This is a genomic window from Enterobacter cloacae complex sp. IR5384 (assembly GCF_049237265.1).
Taxonomy (GTDB): domain Bacteria; phylum Pseudomonadota; class Gammaproteobacteria; order Enterobacterales; family Enterobacteriaceae; genus Enterobacter; species Enterobacter cloacae.
The window spans coordinates 1-14,856 of sequence record NZ_JBMKHJ010000057.1 but is presented as its reverse complement, the minus strand read 5'-3'; the positions used below and the strand labels follow the sequence as shown (position 1 = coordinate 14,856).

General features: G+C 53.6%; 17 protein-coding genes and 1 riboswitch. Of the genes, 8 read left to right on the top strand and 9 right to left on the bottom strand.

All coding sequences use genetic code 11. The features are described 5' to 3' along the window. Positions 1–244 precede the first annotated feature (244 nt). The 4 genes from yegQ (at position 245) to yegS (ending at position 3,426) form a co-directional block, all read left to right on the top strand. A complete protein-coding gene (gene yegQ, locus ACOTX3_RS24855; RefSeq protein ID WP_058679561.1) occupies positions 245–1,606 on the top strand; it encodes a tRNA 5-hydroxyuridine modification protein YegQ in 1,362 nt (453 codons plus the stop codon). A gap of 345 nt (positions 1,607–1,951) precedes the next feature. Beyond that, positions 1,952–2,194, top strand: coding sequence for a hypothetical protein (locus tag ACOTX3_RS24850; protein WP_013097906.1), 243 nt, complete (start codon positions 1,952–1,954; stop codon positions 2,192–2,194). Beyond that, positions 2,187–2,402: a membrane protein insertion efficiency factor YidD gene (gene yidD, locus ACOTX3_RS24845; RefSeq protein ID WP_071829996.1), complete on the top strand. Its 216-nt coding sequence runs from the start codon at positions 2,187–2,189 to the stop codon at positions 2,400–2,402. Before ACOTX3_RS24850 ends, yidD begins: the two co-directional genes overlap by 8 nt. A 124-nt stretch (positions 2,403–2,526) precedes the next feature. Beyond that, positions 2,527–3,426 carry a lipid kinase YegS gene (gene yegS / locus ACOTX3_RS24840; protein ID WP_047351621.1) on the top strand — a complete coding sequence of 300 codons (900 nt, stop codon included), beginning with the start codon at positions 2,527–2,529 and terminating at the stop codon, positions 3,424–3,426. 46 nt (positions 3,427–3,472) lie between these two features. Here the strand turns inward: yegS and fbaB are convergent, their stop codons facing one another. Then, positions 3,473–4,525, bottom strand: coding sequence for a class I fructose-bisphosphate aldolase (fbaB, locus tag ACOTX3_RS24835; RefSeq protein WP_047351620.1), 1,053 nt, complete (start codon positions 4,523–4,525; stop codon positions 3,473–3,475). A 252-nt stretch (positions 4,526–4,777) separates the two neighbouring features. On the opposite strand from fbaB, the gene ACOTX3_RS24830 reads away from it, so the two are divergent. The 3 genes from ACOTX3_RS24830 to ACOTX3_RS24820 are packed head-to-tail and all read left to right on the top strand — an operon-like array spanning position 4,778 to position 8,006. Next, entirely contained in the window at positions 4,778–6,055 is a 1,278-nt protein-coding gene (locus ACOTX3_RS24830; RefSeq protein WP_013097908.1) for a nucleoside permease, read from the top strand. Further along, positions 6,052–7,056 (top strand): ADP-ribosylglycohydrolase family protein, encoded by a 1,005-nt coding sequence (locus ACOTX3_RS24825; protein WP_040022486.1) that lies wholly within the window; start codon positions 6,052–6,054, stop codon positions 7,054–7,056. Before ACOTX3_RS24830 ends, ACOTX3_RS24825 begins: the two co-directional genes overlap by 4 nt. After that, positions 7,053–8,006: a PfkB family carbohydrate kinase gene (locus ACOTX3_RS24820; protein ID WP_038979523.1), complete on the top strand. Its 954-nt coding sequence runs from the start codon at positions 7,053–7,055 to the stop codon at positions 8,004–8,006. Before ACOTX3_RS24825 ends, ACOTX3_RS24820 begins: the two co-directional genes overlap by 4 nt. Here the strand turns inward: ACOTX3_RS24820 and ACOTX3_RS24815 are convergent. From ACOTX3_RS24815 to thiM, 3 genes are read right to left on the bottom strand one after another with little or no spacing between them, the layout of a single operon-like run. Then, complete coding sequence (locus tag ACOTX3_RS24815; RefSeq protein WP_058679560.1) at positions 7,980–8,726, bottom strand: GntR family transcriptional regulator; 747 nt, start codon at positions 8,724–8,726, stop codon at positions 7,980–7,982. The genes ACOTX3_RS24820 and ACOTX3_RS24815 overlap by 27 nt on opposite strands. A gap of 42 nt (positions 8,727–8,768) precedes the next feature. Beyond that, positions 8,769–9,569, bottom strand: coding sequence for a bifunctional hydroxymethylpyrimidine kinase/phosphomethylpyrimidine kinase (gene thiD, locus ACOTX3_RS24810; protein ID WP_038420163.1), 801 nt, complete (start codon positions 9,567–9,569; stop codon positions 8,769–8,771). After that, positions 9,566–10,336: a hydroxyethylthiazole kinase gene (thiM, locus tag ACOTX3_RS24805; protein ID WP_058679559.1), complete on the bottom strand. Its 771-nt coding sequence runs from the start codon at positions 10,334–10,336 to the stop codon at positions 9,566–9,568. Before thiM ends, thiD begins: the two co-directional genes overlap by 4 nt. Before the next feature lie 36 nt (positions 10,337–10,372). Further along, positions 10,373–10,470, bottom strand: a riboswitch (TPP riboswitch). 391 nt (positions 10,471–10,861) lie between these two features. Here thiM and ACOTX3_RS24800 point away from each other — a divergent pair. After that, positions 10,862–11,533, top strand: coding sequence for an EAL domain-containing protein (locus ACOTX3_RS24800; protein ID WP_058679558.1), 672 nt, complete (start codon positions 10,862–10,864; stop codon positions 11,531–11,533). Between the two features lie 23 nt (positions 11,534–11,556). Here the strand turns inward: ACOTX3_RS24800 and ACOTX3_RS24795 are convergent, their stop codons facing one another. The 5 genes from ACOTX3_RS24795 to ACOTX3_RS24775 form a co-directional block, all read right to left on the bottom strand. After that, the gene (locus ACOTX3_RS24795) at positions 11,557–11,763 is read right to left on the bottom strand and encodes a hypothetical protein (RefSeq protein WP_058679557.1); all 207 of its coding nucleotides are present in this window, start codon (positions 11,761–11,763) and stop codon (positions 11,557–11,559) included. Between the two features lie 63 nt (positions 11,764–11,826). Beyond that, the gene (locus ACOTX3_RS24790; RefSeq protein WP_127869314.1) at positions 11,827–12,867 is read right to left on the bottom strand and encodes a major capsid protein; all 1,041 of its coding nucleotides are present in this window, start codon (positions 12,865–12,867) and stop codon (positions 11,827–11,829) included. Positions 12,868–12,890: 23 nt separating this feature from the next. Further along, the gene (locus ACOTX3_RS24785) at positions 12,891–13,241 is read right to left on the bottom strand and encodes a hypothetical protein (RefSeq protein ID WP_126502183.1); all 351 of its coding nucleotides are present in this window, start codon (positions 13,239–13,241) and stop codon (positions 12,891–12,893) included. A 629-nt stretch (positions 13,242–13,870) separates the two neighbouring features. Then, entirely contained in the window at positions 13,871–14,656 is a 786-nt protein-coding gene (locus ACOTX3_RS24780) for a hypothetical protein (RefSeq protein WP_250116809.1), read from the bottom strand. 4 nt (positions 14,657–14,660) lie between these two features. Continuing rightward, a partial coding sequence (locus tag ACOTX3_RS24775; protein WP_421634988.1) for a hypothetical protein occupies positions 14,661–14,856 on the bottom strand: 196 nt, incomplete at its 5' end.

The window sequence follows — 14,856 nt, the reverse complement described above, 5'->3', positions numbered from 1 at the left end:
TGGGGGTGATCGACCTGAAGAAAAAGTCGATCACCATGGGTAAAGGATGTTAAAAAGTGTTCACCATGTCCCCGAACACCTGTCAACCATGTCCCCGGACTGTACACTCCACAAAGGGGTGAGGGGCAAAGCTTTACCTCCCTGCCCCGCGGCGCTACAATGCCCGCCCTTAAAGTGGGGGATCTCCCCTTACCGCTGCACCTGGTGCACGCGGATCTGACCTGTCATCAGAACGAGAATAAACATGTTTAAACCGGAACTCCTTTCCCCGGCGGGAACGCTGCAAAATATGCGTTACGCTTTCGCCTATGGTGCCGACGCCGTCTACGCGGGCCAGCCGCGCTACTCGCTGCGCGTGCGCAACAACGAATTCAACCACGAGAACCTGCAGCTCGGCATCAACGAAGCGCATGCCCTGGGCAAAAAATTCTACGTGGTGGTCAACATCGCGCCGCACAACGCCAAGCTGAAGACGTTCATCCGTGACCTGAAGCCGGTGGTGGATATGGGGCCGGACGCGCTGATCATGTCGGATCCGGGTTTAATCATGCTGGTTCGGGAGAACTTCCCGGAGATGGATATTCACCTCTCCGTGCAGGCTAACGCCGTGAACTGGGCGACGGTCAAATTCTGGAAACAGATGGGGCTGACCCGCGTCATTCTGTCGCGTGAACTTTCCCTCGACGAAATTGAAGAGATCCGCACCCAGGTGCCGGATATGGAAATCGAAATTTTCGTTCACGGTGCGCTGTGCATGGCCTACTCCGGGCGTTGCCTGCTCTCCGGTTACATCAACAAGCGCGACCCGAACCAGGGGACCTGCACCAACGCCTGCCGCTGGGAATATAATGTCCAGGAAGGCAAAGAGGACGATATCGGTAATATCGTCCACAAGCATGGGCCAATCCCGGTTACGAACGTTGAGCCTACGCTGGGCATCGGCGCGCCAACCGACAGCGTGTTTATGATTGAAGAGGCCAAACGTCCGGGCGAGTACATGACCGCCTTTGAAGACGAGCATGGCACGTACATCATGAACTCAAAAGATCTGCGCGCCGTCGCCCACGTTGAACGCCTGACCCAGATGGGCGTGCACTCCCTGAAAATTGAGGGCCGCACCAAATCCTATTACTACTGCGCGCGTACCGCACAGGTGTACCGCAAAGCGATTGACGACGCGGCAGCCGGTAAACCGTTCGACACCAGCCTGCTGGAAACTCTGGAAGGTCTGGCGCACCGCGGCTATACCGAAGGTTTCCTGCGTCGTCATACCCATGACGACTACCAGAATTACGAGCATGGCTACTCCGTGTCCGAGCGTCAGCAGTTTGTCGGCGATTTTACCGGCGAGCGCAAAGGTGCGCTGGCCGCCGTGGCGGTGAAAAACAAGTTCACCAAAGGCGACAGCCTGGAGCTGATGACCCCGCAGGGCAACATGAACTTCACGCTGGAACACCTGGAGAACGGCAAAGGCGAAGCGATTGAGGTTGCGCCGGGCAATGGTCATACCGTCTGGCTGCCGGTACCGGAAGAGGTGGAGCTGGAGTTTGCCCTGCTGATGCGCAATTTCAACGGTGAAAGCACCCGAAATCCGCATAGTAAATAGTCAACCAGGGAAATTTTTTCGCGCCGGGAAAATTCTTAGAATCGGATCACATACCGCTTCGTTCAATACGGGTATTATCCCCAGCGCTGAAAAACATAACCCATAAATGCTAGCTGTACCAGGAACCACCTCCTTAGCCCGCGTAATCTCCCTTACGTGGGCTTATTTTTAATGCTCTGTTTTTCGCCATTCTGCTGCACTTGTATTGAACATCTCCTGAGGAAATAAAATTACACTTTTGATGCCTGTTGGCGATCGCATCACCTTGTTTCTACAACAATCCATTTGAATCAAAAGATGTCAGGCCTTACCATCAATAACCACTCAAAAAGCAAGGGATTCTATATGTACACCTATAAGATGGTTCAGATTCCACCAAACATTTCTATCAAGGCAAAGGATAATAAAGATGGCATTGCAGCAGCGTATTTAGAGCAAGAAGTGAATTCCTGGGCTGCCGAAGGGTGGGAATTCCAGCGCGTTGATACAATCGGTATAGAAGAGCGGCCAGGGTGCTTTGGCGGAAATAAATCAACATTGACCCACTATTATGTCATTACTTTCAGAAAAGAAGTGACAGATGCTTAAATGGCTTAGCATACATTTCATACTCTTATACCGTAACCATGCCCCAATGAGTATCCGTAATCGCTGCCGCCATACTCCTTCCTGCTCAAAGTACACGCTGATTAGCCTGAAGCGGTTCGGTTTTCTGAAAGGGTGGAGATTGGGATTACAACGCATTTATCGCTGTCGTCCTCCTCATGGAGGTTTCGATTACCCTCCTCATAAATGAGTCTAAATTGGAAAGGCCTCCAGATAAAATTGGCGGCCTTATTTTTCCCTTTCATCCTGTTCTTACCCGCTTTTTTCGTCACTGCTATACACTCTTACTAACGCTAAAAAAGGGAGCAGCGAGGATGGCAACCTATCCAGACAGTTTATTGATTCTAAATGGTAAAAGTGCAGGCAACGATCTGCTGCGTCAGGCAATCACTGATTTGCGGGAAGATGGGGCGCGGATCCATGTACGGGTCACGTGGGAAAAAGGCGACGCGGCACGGTATATCCATGAAGGCCTGACGTTGGGTGTCGAAACCATTATCTCCGGCGGCGGCGACGGCACCATCAATGAGATCGCCTCTGCGCTTGTCGACCTGCCCAGCGAAGGCCGTCCGGTGATGGGCATTTTACCGCTCGGTACCGCCAATGATTTTGCCACCAGCGCTGGCATTCCGGAGGAGTTGAGTAAAGCCCTGCAACTGGCGATCCTTGGCAAAGCTACCGCCGTGGACATTGCGCAGGTGAATGACAAAACCTGCTTTATCAACATGGCGACGGGCGGGTTCGGCACGCGGATCACCAGCGAAACGCCGGAAAAACTCAAAGCGGCGCTGGGCGGTGTCTCTTATCTGATTCACGGTCTGATGCGCATGGACACCCTCAAGCCGGACCGCTGTGAAATTCGCGGCGAGGATTTCCAGTGGCAGGGAGACGCGCTGGTGATTGGCATTGGCAACGGTCGTCAGGCAGGCGGCGGGCAGCAGCTTTGCCCGGAGGCGCTGATTAATGACGGTCAGCTTCAGCTGCGTATTTTCACCGGCGACGGCCTGCTGCCCGCGCTATTTACCACGCTGACGCAGCCCGAAGAGAGCCCAAACATTATTGCCGGAAAATCCGCGTGGTTCGAAGTGAATGCCCCGCACGGGATGACGTTTAATCTGGATGGGGAACCGTTGAGCGGGGAGCATTTCCGCATAGAGGTATTGCCCGGCGCGCTGCAGTGCCGGTTGCCGCCGGATTGTGTGCTTCTGCGCTAATCCCCTCACCCCAGCCCTCTCCCAAAGGGAGAGGGAGAGTGAGGCGTCAGGCGATCGTCACTTTGCTGTCCAGATAAACATCCTGAACTGCATTGATCAGCTTCACGCCGTCAGCCATCGATTTCTTAAACGCTTTACGGCCAAGTATCAGCCCCATACCGCCTGCGCGTTTGTTGATAACCGCCGTGCGCACCGCGTCAGACAGGTCAGTATCTCCACCCGCCGCACCGCCGGAGTTAATCAGCCCGGCGCGTCCCATGTAGCAGTTCGCCAGCTGGTAGCGCACCAGGTCGATCGGGTTATCGCTGGTCAGTTTGCTGTAGACACGGTCATCGGTATAACCGAAGTTCACCGCCTTATAGCCGCCGTTATTCTCGGCCATTTTCTGCTTCACGATGTCAGCACCAATGGTTGCGGCCAGGTGGTTCGCCTGGCTGGTCAGGTCAGCTGAAACGTGGTAATCCACCCCATCTTTTTTAAACGCGGAGTTACGCAGATACGCCCACAGCACGGTCACCATCCCGAGCTCGTGTGCGCGTTCAAAGGCAGCGGAAATCTCTTCAATCTGACGACGGGACTGCTCAGAGCCGAAGTAGATCGTTGCCCCAACCGCTACTGCGCCCATATTGAACGCCTGCTCTACGCTGGCGTAGAGGGTCTGGTCATATTCGGTTGGGTAGCTGAGCGTCTCGTTGTGGTTCAGTTTGACGAGGAAAGGAATGCGGTGGGCATAACGCCGTGAAACAGACGCCAGCACGCCATAGGTAGAGGCCACACAGTTACAGCCCGCTTCAATCGCCAGCTCAACAATGTTCTTCGGATCAAAGTAGAGTGGATTGGCTGCAAAGGAGGCGCCTGCCGAGTGTTCAACGCCCTGGTCAACCGGCAGAATCGAGAGATACCCGGTACCGCCCAGCCGCCCGGTATTATAGAGCGTCTGCATATTTCTCAGCACGGCCGGTGGACGGTTGTTATCCACCATCACGCGGTCAACGTAGTCGTGGCCGGGCAGATAAAGCTGGTCGGCTGGAATGGTCATACAACGATGCTGTAAAAGGCTGTCGGCGTCTTTGCCAAGCAACTGCGCAATATCAGTCATAGCGATGCTCCCGTAATTCCGACGTCATGTCGGTGAGTGTTTATCCAGACCCACTTTTTTATGGGCAGACTAAGCCTGGTACCGACTTAACAGATTTTCCAGCATTTGCATTTTTTTTCAGCACAATCTGCTGGCTCGATTCGTGTACAACAAAACTGTTACATTGATCAAACAATCACCACAAAGGTATTTTAAAGGTATTATTGAATGGTATGTTAAAGGCGTACTCTCACTGACATGCAGGATTAAACAATGAAAACGAAAGTCCAACTGTCATTCATGATGTTTGTTGAATGGTTTATCTGGGGAGCGTGGTTTGTGCCGCTGTGGCTATGGCTGAGCAAAAGCGGCTTTACCGCCGGGGAGATTGGCTGGTCCTACGCCTGTACGGCCATTGCGGCGATCCTGTCGCCTATTCTCGTCGGCTCGCTGACCGACCGCTTCTTTGCCGCCCAGAAAGTGCTGGCGGTGCTGATGTTTGCCGGTGCCATTCTGATGTACTTCGCCGCACAGCAAACCCAGTTCAGCACCTTCTTCCCGCTGCTGCTGGCCTACTCTCTCACCTATATGCCCACCATTGCGCTGACCAACAGTATTGCCTTCGCCAACGTCGATGACGTGGAAGCCGATTTCCCGCGTATTCGCGTGATGGGCACTATCGGCTGGATCGCCTCCGGTCTGGCATGCGGATTCCTGCCGCAGATGCTGGGCTATAGCGATATCTCTGATACCAATATTCCGCTGCTGATGACCGCAGCCAGCTCTGCCCTGCTGGGCGTGTTTGCCCTTTTCCTGCCGAATACGCCGCCGAAAAGTACCGGCAAGCTGGATTTCAAAGTGATGCTCGGTCTGGACGCGCTGATCCTGCTGCGCGACAAAAACTTCCTGGTATTCTTCTTCTGCTCTTTCCTGTTCGCGATGCCGCTGGCCTTCTATTACATCTTCGCCAACGGCTATCTCACCGAAGTGGGGATGAAAAACGCCACCGGCTGGATGACGCTCGGCCAGTTCTCTGAAATCTTCTTTATGCTGGCGCTGCCGTTCTTCACTAAACGCTTTGGTATTAAGAAGGTCTTACTACTGGGCCTGCTCACGGCCGCCATCCGCTACGGTTTCTTTGTTTACGGTGGCGCGGAACAATACTTCACTTATGCGTTGCTGTTCCTCGGCATTCTGCTGCACGGGGTGAGCTACGACTTCTACTATGTAACCGCGTATATCTACGTGGATAAAAAAGCGCCGGCGCATATGCGTACGGCTGCGCAAGGCCTGATTACGCTGTGCTGTCAGGGCTTTGGTAGCCTGCTGGGTTACCGCCTGGGCGGCGTGATGATGGAAAAAATGTTCGCTTACAAAGAGCCGGTGAATGGGCTGACCTTCAACTGGGCCGGAATGTGGACATTCGGTGCGATCATGATTGCCGTGATCGCCGTGCTGTTTATGCTGTTTTTCCGCGAATCGGACAAAGAGATCACCGCAATTGAGGTGGTTGATGGCGATGCTGCGCTGACACAAGGGGAAGTTAAATGAAACAAGAACGTATTCTCGGTGCTCTTTACGGGCAAGCGTTAGGGGATGCGATGGGTATGCCCTCCGAGCTATGGCCAAGAAAGCGCGTCAAAGCGCACTTCGGCTGGATCGACCGCTTCTTACCCGGCCCGGCAGAGAATAACGCGGCCTGCTATTTTAAGCGCGCGGAGTTCACCGATGATACTTCAATGGCGCTGTGCCTGGCCGATGCGATTATCGAATGCGACGGGGAGATTGACGCGGATGTCATCGGCAAACACATCCTGAACTGGGCGCTGGATTTCGATGCCTTTAATAAAAACGTGCTGGGTCCCACCTCAAAAATCGCGCTTAACGCCATCCGCGACGGCAAACCCGTCAGTGAACTGGACAACAACGGTGTGACCAACGGGGCGGCGATGCGGGCTTCCCCGCTGGGCTGCCTGCTACCGGCGACGCGGCTGGAACATTTTGTCGGGCAAGTCGCGCTGGCCTCCAGCCCGACGCATAAATCGGACCTCGCCATCGCCGGGGCCGTGGTGATTGCCTGGGCGGTTTCGCGCGCCATCGACGGTGAGCGCTGGCAGAACATCGTCGATGCCCTGCCCGGCATTGCCCGCTACGCACAGGAGGCGAATACCACCACCTTCAGCGCCTCGCTGGCGGCTCGTATTGAACTGGCGCTTAAGACTGTACGGGAAGCCCACGGCATCGACTCCGCCAGCGAGCAGGTTTATCAGCTTATTGGCGCAGGCACCAGCACCATTGAGTCCGTTCCGGCGGCGATTGCGATGGTGGAGCTGGCCGGCACGGACCCAAACCGCTGCGCGATTTTGTGCGCCAACCTCGGTGGTGATACAGACACCATCGGGGCGATGGCAACGGCCATCTGCGGGGCACTGCACGGCGTGCAGGCGATTGACCCGGCGCTGAAGGATGAACTCGATACCGAAAACCGGCTCGATTTTGACTACTATTGCGAAAAATTGCTGCACTACCGGGAGCAAAGGGAGGGCGTATGAGTACGTTAGCCCAGCGTCTTGAAACATTACAGGCCACACGCCCGGTCACGGTGCTGGGCGCGGCGGTCATCGATGTGATCGCCGACGCGTACGCCCTGCCCTGGCGCGGATGCGATATCGAGCTGAAACAACAAGGGGTGAATATCGGCGGCTGTGCGCTGAATATTGCCATCGCCCTGAAGCGGCTCGGCATTGCGGCGCAAAACGCCCTGCCCGTCGGCCACGGCGTATGGGCGGAGATCATCCGTAACGCCATGGCAAGACAGGATCTGCACAGCGCCGTGGAGGCCGAAGCGGGCGATAACGGCTGGTGTCTGGCGCTGGTAGAGCCTGACGGCGAACGCACCTTTATGTCGTTTAGCGGCGTGGAGAACCAGTGGCAGCCGCACTGGCTGGATGGGCTGAACGTCCCACCGGGTAGCCTGGTGTATTTGTCCGGCTATCAGCTGGCATCGCCATCGGGCGAACTGCTCACACGCTGGCTGGAGTCGCTGGAAAACGTCACCGCGTTTATCGATTTTGGCCCCCGCATTGCTGATATTCCCGACGCGCTGATGGCGCGGATCATGGCCCTGAAACCTATCGTGTCGCTCAATCGTCAGGAGGCGCAGATTGCCGCGGAGCGCGCTGGCATGGACGTTGATACTTTAGGCGTGCAGTGGCAGCACCGTTATGGCGCCGCGCTAATTATTCGTCACGACAAAGATGGCGCAGCCTGGTATGAAGGCGACGCATCGGGTTATGTTCCTGCGTTTCCCGCCACCGTCGTCGATACCATTGGCGCAGGCGACAGCCATGCGGGCGGTACGCTTGCCGGTCTGGCGGCAGGTTGGCGTCTGGCGGATGCCGTGACGCTGGGAAATGCCGTGGCGGCCTGGGTGGTCAGCCACCGCGGCGGGGATTGCGCGCCGACGCGCGAGGCATTACTCCTCGCACACAAAGACGTATAGGTCGCTGCGACAGTAGCTGATGCTGTACTCAATCGGCCGGTGCTGCTGGTCAAGCGCAACCTGCTTGATCACCAGTACCGGTATTTTGTCATCCATACTGATATGCGCCTGAAACTCGCTGTCCGGCATCCGGGCGCTGACCCGGGAGCGGGTGCGTTGCGGAAAGATATTCTGGCTACGGAAGTAGTCGTACAGCGAGATGCCAATTGCGTCCGGGTCATGAATTAACTCAACCGGAACCCAGGACTCCTCAATCGACACCGCGTCATCGTCAACGTAACGAATGCGCTTAAGCAAGAATACCTCGCTGTTCGGGGGTACCGACAGCTGGCTGGCCACCTCTTCCGGACACTTCACCACCCGTTTATTCACCCACAGCGTGTTAGGTTTTTTACCGCGCAGCACCACCTGCTGGGAAAACCCGCGCGCTTCCTTGAGCGAATATTCAAAGATGTTGTTGATCTGTGTCCCGTAACCCCGGGCGCGCGTTACCACGCCCTCTTCTTCCAGCGCCTGCATCGCTTTGCGCACGGTAATGCGCGACACCCCGGTTAACTGACTCAGATCGCGCTCGCCGGGCAGAATATTCCCGTGCTCCAGCACTCCGCTGCGTACCGCGTTTTTTACCGTTTCGGCAAATTTCAGATACAGCGGCATGTTGTCGGGCGCGGCGATCCGTTCATTCAGTTGAGCGATTAACCGGGTATGCGCTTGTTCCATCTCTGTTTTCTCAGGCGTGGTGTTTCCTGCCAGTATACTGGCTTACCACCATGCATGAAAATGATGAACCGGCCCAATACCGTGACCCACTTCCAGAGTATCGGCTTTTGCCAGCGCGGCCGAGAGCCATGTTTTGGCCTCGCGTACCGTATCGTCCCAGCTGTTGTGCCGTGGACGCAGCGCCGCCAGCGCGGCAGAGAGCGTGCACCCCGTACCGTGGGTATTTTTGGTATGCACGCGCGGGGCCGTGAAACGCAGTTCACCGTCGCGGGTAAAGAGCCAGTCCGGGCTTTCATCGTCATCGAGATGGCCGCCTTTCATTAGCACCGCGCCGCACCCCATCGCCAGCAGGGCGTTCCCCTGCTCTTTCATCTCACGTTCGTTCTGCGCGTGTGGCGCGTCTAACAGTGCGGCCGCTTCCGGCAGATTTGGCGTAATCAGCGCCACCTGCGGCAGCAGTTTCTTGCGCAATGTCTCAACAGCAGAGGCAGAGAGCAGCGGGTCACCGCTTTTAGCCAGCATCACCGTATCCAGCACCACATTTTGCACCTGATAACGTTGCAGCCGCTCAGCCACCGCTTCGACGATATCCGTTTCTGCCAGCATCCCAATTTTGGTGGTGTCGATGCGCACATCGCTGAATACCGAGTCCAGCTGTGCACCGACAAAATCAGGCTCGATACGGTAGACCGACTGCACGCCACGGGTGTTTTGCGCCACCAGCGCGGTGATCACCGAGCAGCCGTAAGCGCCAAGAGCCGAGAACGTTTTCAGGTCGGCCTGGATACCGGCACCGCCGCTTGGATCGGTACCGGCAATCGTCAGAGCATTAATTCGTTTCATGCCTGTGCCTCCAGGTTGTGCAGCGCATCAAGGAACGCGCTGGCAAAGCTGCCCGGCCCGTGAGACTGCGCAACGGCGATCGTTCCGGCACGCTTCATCCATCCGCAGGCAGCGGCAACATTATCCAGCCGCTCCCCCGGCAGGGAACAACTCGCCGCCACCACCGCCGAGAGCGCACACCCGGTGCCCACCACGCGGGTCATTAACGGATCGCCGCCCGCAACCGTTCGGGTGCGCTGGCCGTCGGTGACGTAATCCACCTCCCCCGTCACTGCCACAATGGCATTGGTCTGGCGAGCCAGCACCTGCGCGGCGGGTAGCGCGGCGGCGGCGGTGTCGGTGGTATCTACACCGCGTCCCCCTGCGCTCATCCCCGCAAGGGCGAGAATTTCCGACGCATTGCCGCGAATGGCTGCTGGTTTCAGGGCAAGGATTTGATGACAAAAGCGGGTACGGAACGCCAGAGCGCCCACCGCAACCGGGTCAAGCGTCCAGGGCTTGCCTGCCGCCACCGCGCTCTCAATAGCACGACGCATCGACTGGGCGCGGGGCGTGGTGAGAGTACCGACGTTAATCAGCAGCGCATCGGCCATCCCGGCAAACTGCTCGGCCTCTTCGGCTTCAATCACCATTGCCGGAGAAGCGCCAAGCGCCAGCAGAACGTTGGCCGTAAAGGTTTGCACGACATCATTGGTCATACAGTGCGTAAGCGGGGAACGGGTTCGGAAATGATGTAAAACGTGTAAATCGAGCAGGTCAGGCTGCATAGGTTCGCTCCTGCCTTGCGTGAAGAAGCGATGACCAGGGGAGGCATCTGACTTCCCTACGCTGGCATTATCCAGATCAGGTAATACGGGTATTTCTCAGCCTTCAACGAAGAAGGGCACCCCGAGTCAAATAAAGCAAAATCAAAAGCTTGCGATTAACGTCCCGTTAATCCCTGTTCTGGATCATGCCAGCGGAAAGCCAAAGACTCAACCATAAAAAATGCTCTGTGTCCCAGTTTGTGTCCCACGTTGTGTCCCACATTCAAACGACAAAAAGGCCGGGTTTCCCCAGCCTCGTTTAGTTGTGATCTTTCGTCGTTTTCGAATCCGTAGATATGAATGTGATGAAAAAAACCTGCTCTTGTTTCTCAATACAAGATTAATCTTAAAAATAAATTGTCATTACATTTCAAAAAGATACATCTATCGTTTTTATCGATCATTATTTGATTATTGATCGCTATTATTGATCAATAATTTTTAAAGGTGCATTATCAGGCAGTTATCACTCAACTGGAACGTAACATGCACTCTGAATTCATTGCTGAACCCATCATGAACCTTGAAGGTAAGCTGTTAGGAGTCGAACTTCTTACGCGGTTTGTCTCAGAGTCCAAACGACCCCTTCACCCAGCGTTTGTCATTTCAGGATGGGATTTCGATCAGAAACGCCTTTTTCTCTACAAACAGTTTGGGATCATAGCCAGTAAGCAGGACTGGTTCGAGCATCACGGGTTGTTCTGCTCGCTCAATGTTGACTACGATATGGCGACACTCTTAAGGCATGACGGTTTGTTACAGCTAACAGTCAGTTCCATGCCATTTATCAAACTTGAAGTTTCAGAAGAGTTTCCTGGTATTGAACAAGGGCTTAAAAGTCCGATTCTGAAATCATTATGTCAGGGTGTTAACTCACTGTGGCTGGATGATCTGGGAGCCGGAAATGCAAATGTTGCCAGCCTGCTTGAGGGTTACTTCGAAGCGGTGAAGATTGACCGTCATTTCTTTAATGAACAAATTGATAAACCCACATTTCCTCTATTGATAAAAAATATAAAGCGGTACTGCGATAAGATAGTGGTGGAAGGCGTAGAAAGCAGACAGTATCTCGACCTTCTACAGGAGGTTGGTATTTGGGGAGTTCAAGGATACCTTTTCAAATCAGTGCCGTTTCACACTGTTGAAAAATTGCTATAAAAAAGCCGGGATTAACCCGGCTCTTATGTTTTCAGTTTTGTCTTTCGCTGCTGCTCAAAGTGAGCTAATGCTGACTCCCAGCCGTAATCGTTCACGCGCTGTAGAAATGTGCTACGGGGAACATTGAAGTATCTAGCAATGGCTGACAGGTTCAGCCATTTATCGGATCGGTTATCGAGACTCATTGCCAGAAGTGGCAGCCCCTTCGAATTGAACAGTTTCATGTGCATATGTAAATCTCCTTTCCTTTGCCTCGCCTGGCAGCGGGAGCAATGCGCTCCCGCAAACCGCTTTTATGCTGTTGGTAATAGCGTCATCTTACAGATCAGATCCGGCCTGAAGTTGTATGCCATGAGGCTGTATTCACTATATAAATTACGGTTTCGTAACTCGTCGAAAGCCTTGTATGCGTACCAGTCTTCAACATCCCCAGAAGCTGAGATTTCAAGATGACGAGCACATGGACCAACGAAGCGGCCCATAGGCAAACTTTGCTCAACCGGAGCATTGCCAAAGACCGGAACAAGGAAAGCCTCGTTTGACTTGATACCGCTGAATGCTGAATCGCTGACTTCGATCAGACGCACAGAACCCAGCATAAACGAACTAAAGCCTGGCAGAACATCAGACGGGAACAGCACATCAGAACCAACCAGACCGTTTGAATAGACTAGGAGTTCGCGGATTTGTGGATGATATCTCACAGCACGGTAGGCATCAGATCCACACAGCAGAACCCAGCCACGCAGGTATTGAGTCAGACCACCCATCAGTGCTTTTGTGGCACTGACCTGATCGTCAATATCGCGCATCGGATCATCACCAACATCCTGATGAAGGTCAGCGGTTCGCTGGTTCAGTCCAAACTCTACAGTCCAGTCGATCTCACTCTGCTGTGTACCAAATGCATCAACCTTGTTGAAGATCAGGGTCTGCCAATAGGCGTATTCGCGGGAGCGTTCAAACTTAGCACGCATCTGAATAAACTTATTGGCCTCAATCTCATCAAGAGACTGCTCAATAGTGCTGCCCGGCTTACGGTAACCTTTGAGATCTGCCGAAGTCACACGGTCAGTCACACCCGCCCAAGGCAACTCGTAGAGATATGATCCTGCGGTGGGCTTCTCGATAGTCCCCCACTCCGAACTGAAACGCATCAATGGCGCATCCACACCAATAGATGCCTCTTGGATACGATCCATACTAACTTTGTGGGAATCTGCGATCTGACGGTCTGCAAATACATTAAGGTGAGTCAGCAGTAAATTGCTCTGTGGAACCTGAGTACGGAAGACCTTGCTGTAATTAACATAATCGAATGATTTAATAGCCATTTTTGAAGTCCTTTTCTTGTTTGTTATTCTGCGATGACAACATCGTCAGAGGTCAGGCGAATATTTCCGTTGGCGGTCAATGCTGCTAGTGCTGCATTTGTTGCTGAACCCATTACGGCGCGGATTGCTTCTGGGTACACATAAATCAGGCGGTCAGCCACGATGACAGGAACATCAGAACCTGCCTCAGCGTAGGAGAGGCACAGAAGCGCATCAGTCCCAGAGGTGTAAAGCGTTCCGGTAGAGGTCACCACGGAACCAGGTTCCACAGCCTGTGCGAGTGTCGCGAATACAATCGTTCTGCGGTCAAAATTGGCTGTTGCCGAATTCTTCACCACGTTGTTATACGTTTTTGGATAATCTTCCAGTTTCACAGTCTTGAATCTCCATTCAGGTCATCGCCAATGATGGCGTTATTATTTCTCTGGCAAATTTGCCATTGAGGGGCGAAAAGAAAGCCGCTATCAGCGACTTCGTTCACTTCGTTTTCCATACAGAAAAAGACCAAGGCGAGAATATCCCGCCTGGTGTAGGTCAGTAGTTTTCTGATGGAGATATTTGGAAAGCATGATCGGTGGGTCACGCTTTAGGAATGAGGGAGCACAGCAGCGGGAGACCTCATATCTTCGCTGCCGCACTCAATGCCAGTTTTCGTCTGACAAGACGGCCTTCCGAGGATGAAAGGGCTTGGCAAATCCCCGATCCAAGGTCGGAGAAAATTCTTTTCTGATACAGCCAGCGGCAATGGCCTAACCTTACCGTGAGAGGGTGCGGATATTGGCTGTATGAGAAAAGGCCCGCACGGTGTTCACACAGGCACTTAAGTAAGGAGAAAGAATGACAACGGCTCTTGTACGCACATACAATTTAAATCATCACCCTATGCAATCATTTTAACACAAATGATTATCATTTGCAACAACAAAAACAATAACATGGCGAATTTAACGGCCCTCTCGCGTGTGGGCCAATTTACTGCGTCATTTTTGACGGAACGATGATTTTAGTCTGCAATACCAAGGATGAGGTTATTCTGCGCCTGGTTGTTTTCCCTTATCTTGCTATCAATCAAACCGTTAATAGCGCCGTCATTCACGTTAATATCAAGCGGTGAGAGTTTAATCTCAGCTTCGCCAGTGACCGCAACAGGAATCGGCTGTCGCTGAGTCATGCTGTCAATTGTCGGAACCGTGAACGTTGGTTGCTGGGGTTGTATTGAGTTGAAACCAGGAACATTCAACGCTAGCGCTGGATCGTTATACGCCGTGCCTGAGCCAATATTGCTTGGTGCTGAACTATCCAGCCACGGGTAAACCTGCTTAAGCGTCTGACCGATGCTACGTGGATCAAAGCCGGTCTTTTCCTTAATCCAATCGGCGGTGCTATTTGCAGAGTCATCCACTACGGTGTTGTAGACTGCATCCGGCAGTGTTGCGCCTTTCTTGAGTTCTTCACCAACTCGACCAGCGAAGGAGAGAATGTTGGTGGTTAGCTCACCAAGGGCAACGCCGAGGGCATCGGAAATTGGGATCAGTCCAGTCATCTTCTGACGTAGAGTGTCAGTATTGACAGCGTACTGCCCCAGGCCTTCAACAAACGAGGCTGAGAAGTGATCCGCAAGGCTGGTTTGTACTCGGTTGTACTCAGCACCCAAAGCTGCCAGCTTATCAAGGTTGGCCTGCTGTGCATCAGATAGCGTCCACCCTTCAGAAGCGAGTTGATGCATACGCTGGATAAGTCCCTGCCCCTCATCATTGAACACTTCGAGGAAGACCGAACCATCATTCACAGCCTCAGCCAGGTGCCGGGTCTGGTTGTCCGTCCATTTGAAAGTTTTCTGCAACTGTTTCAGGTAAGTGATGAAGGTCGGAAAATCCAGCTTTTTGAATCGCCACGGATAATCTAGACACTTCCGAGCCGTTGATAATACTGGTTTTCATATTCTGTCGGTGACATCTGTTCGCTAGAACCATGCCGACGCTTACTGTT

Coding starts and splice junctions, on each gene's coding strand:
- yegQ (WP_058679561.1), top strand. CDS start 245: ATGTTTAAACCGGAACTCCTTTCCCCGGCGGGAACGCTGCAAAATATG.
- ACOTX3_RS24850 (WP_013097906.1), top strand. CDS start 1,952: ATGTACACCTATAAGATGGTTCAGATTCCACCAAACATTTCTATCAAG.
- yidD (WP_071829996.1), top strand. CDS start 2,187: ATGCTTAAATGGCTTAGCATACATTTCATACTCTTATACCGTAACCAT.
- yegS (WP_047351621.1), top strand. CDS start 2,527: ATGGCAACCTATCCAGACAGTTTATTGATTCTAAATGGTAAAAGTGCA.
- fbaB (WP_047351620.1), bottom strand. CDS start 4,525: ATGACTGATATTGCGCAGTTGCTTGGCAAAGACGCCGACAGCCTTTTA.
- ACOTX3_RS24830 (WP_013097908.1), top strand. CDS start 4,778: ATGAAAACGAAAGTCCAACTGTCATTCATGATGTTTGTTGAATGGTTT.
- ACOTX3_RS24825 (WP_040022486.1), top strand. CDS start 6,052: ATGAAACAAGAACGTATTCTCGGTGCTCTTTACGGGCAAGCGTTAGGG.
- ACOTX3_RS24820 (WP_038979523.1), top strand. CDS start 7,053: ATGAGTACGTTAGCCCAGCGTCTTGAAACATTACAGGCCACACGCCCG.
- ACOTX3_RS24815 (WP_058679560.1), bottom strand. CDS start 8,726: ATGGAACAAGCGCATACCCGGTTAATCGCTCAACTGAATGAACGGATC.
- thiD (WP_038420163.1), bottom strand. CDS start 9,569: ATGAAACGAATTAATGCTCTGACGATTGCCGGTACCGATCCAAGCGGC.
- thiM (WP_058679559.1), bottom strand. CDS start 10,336: ATGCAGCCTGACCTGCTCGATTTACACGTTTTACATCATTTCCGAACC.
- ACOTX3_RS24800 (WP_058679558.1), top strand. CDS start 10,862: ATGCACTCTGAATTCATTGCTGAACCCATCATGAACCTTGAAGGTAAG.
- ACOTX3_RS24795 (WP_058679557.1), bottom strand. CDS start 11,763: ATGCACATGAAACTGTTCAATTCGAAGGGGCTGCCACTTCTGGCAATG.
- ACOTX3_RS24790 (WP_127869314.1), bottom strand. CDS start 12,867: ATGGCTATTAAATCATTCGATTATGTTAATTACAGCAAGGTCTTCCGT.